The organism is Streptomyces spiramenti (genome assembly GCF_012034385.1).
Lineage (GTDB): Bacteria > Actinomycetota > Actinomycetes > Streptomycetales > Streptomycetaceae > Streptomyces > Streptomyces spiramenti.
This window is the reverse complement of sequence record NZ_JAAVJB010000439.1, coordinates 1-1,563: the sequence shown is the minus strand read 5'-3', so window position 1 is coordinate 1,563 and position 1,563 is coordinate 1. Positions and strand designations below refer to the sequence as shown.

Annotated in this window: 2 protein-coding genes and 1 pseudogene; 2 read left to right on the top strand and 1 reads right to left on the bottom strand. The window is 77.5% G+C overall.

Annotated elements, in window-relative coordinates:
- Nucleotides 1–124 (bottom strand): annotated as a pseudogene (locus HCJ92_RS24015) (iron-containing alcohol dehydrogenase); the annotation flags it as partial.
- Between the two features lie 132 nt (nucleotides 125–256).
- Between HCJ92_RS24015 and HCJ92_RS24010 the strand changes: the two are divergent.
- A complete protein-coding gene (locus HCJ92_RS24010) occupies nucleotides 257–1,387 on the top strand; it encodes a glycosyltransferase (protein WP_167935703.1) in 1,131 nt (376 codons plus the stop codon).
- On the top strand, nucleotides 1,384–1,563 hold a 180-nt coding region (locus HCJ92_RS24005), incomplete at its 3' end, for a hypothetical protein (protein WP_209311538.1). The genes HCJ92_RS24010 and HCJ92_RS24005, both read left to right, overlap by 4 nt.

Genomic DNA, 1,563 nt, shown 5'->3' with positions numbered 1-1,563 from the left:
GCGTGGGGACGCCGTAGGAACCGCGGCCCGCGTCGTTGTCGAGGGTCGCGATCGGGGAGCACAGCCCGTCGTGCGACAGGTTGGTCGCGACGGCCACCAGCGGCAGTCCGACCCGGGCCGCTGCTCCGGACGGCGCCACGGTCCGGGCGGAGGGCGGCATCGACGCCCCGTGCCCGGTCGCGTCCGGCCCGGTCACGTCGCGGCGGGCCGGCCCCGCCGCACGCGACGGCGGCCCGCGGGAAGGGGGCGAAGCCTGATGCGCGTACTCCACGTCATCACCGGCCTCGGTACCGGCGGCGCCGAGCAGCAGCTCGCCGCCCTGGTGCGACGGCTTCCCGCACACGGCGACATCGTCTGCGACGTCATCACCCTCACCAACCCGGGGGCGGTCGCGGACCGGCTGCGCGCCGACGGCGTGCGCGTCGGGCACCTCGGCATGGCGGGCAACCGCGACCTCGCGGCGCTGCCCCGCCTGACGCGTGCCATCCGGCGCGGCCGGTACGACGTCGTCCACACCCACCTCTACCGGGCCGGGGTGTACGGCCGGATCGCCGCCCGCGCCGCGGGGGTCCGCGCCGTCGTCGCCACCGAGCACTCGCTGGGGGAGGAAAGGATCGAGGGCCGGCCGCTGACCGCGCCGACCCGCGGCCTCTACCTGGCGACCGAACGGCTCGGCCACGCGACGGTCGCCGTCTCCGCGGCCGTGGCCCGGCGGCTGCGGCAGTGGGGGGTCCCGGCGGAACGGCTGCACGTCGTCCCCAACGGCATCGAGCCGACCCGCTACCGGTGCGGCCCCTCGGCGCGTCGGGGCACGCGCGCGCGCCTGGGGATCGCGCCGGATGCCTTCGTGGTCGCCGGGGTCGGCCGACTGGTGCCGGGCAAGCGGTTCGACCAGCTGGTGCGTGCCGTCGCCGCCGTGCCGACCGCGGTACTCGTCCTGGTCGGAGACGGCCCGGAGCGGGCGCGGTTGCTGCGCCTCGCGGCGGGTTCGGGAGCCGCCCGGCCCGTGCGGTTCCTGGGTGACCGTTCCGCCGAAGAGGTGCCCACGCTGCTCGCCGCGTGCGACGCCCTGGTCTCGCCCTCCCGGGAGGAGACCTTCGGCCTCGCGGTGCTGGAGGGATTGGCGGCGGGGCTCCCGGTGCTCCACGCGTCCTGCCCCGCCTTGGAGGAACTGCCCGCCGACCACGCTCCGGGAGCCGCCCGGTTCGACGGCGGGCTCCCCGAACTCACCACGGCCCTCCGGGCCCTTGCCGCGGCCGGCCCCGTCCGGCTGCCCCAGCCGCGCGCGGTGCGGCACTACGACATCGGCCGAGCGGCCGAAAGCCTGACGGAGATCTACCGGCGGACCGCCGCACGCGCGGCGGCCACTGCGGGAGGAACGCGATGAACACTCAGTACACGTGGGTCAAGACCGTCGAGCGGCCCGACCCCGGCCGTGCCGCGCGAGCCGTGCTGTCCCGGGTGCTGACCGCCTCCGCGGTCACCGCCCGCGCGCTGGCCGCCGGCGCCGTTCAGCGGCTGGCGCACCACCTGCCGGCCGCCCCGCCGACGAGAGGCGGCGAC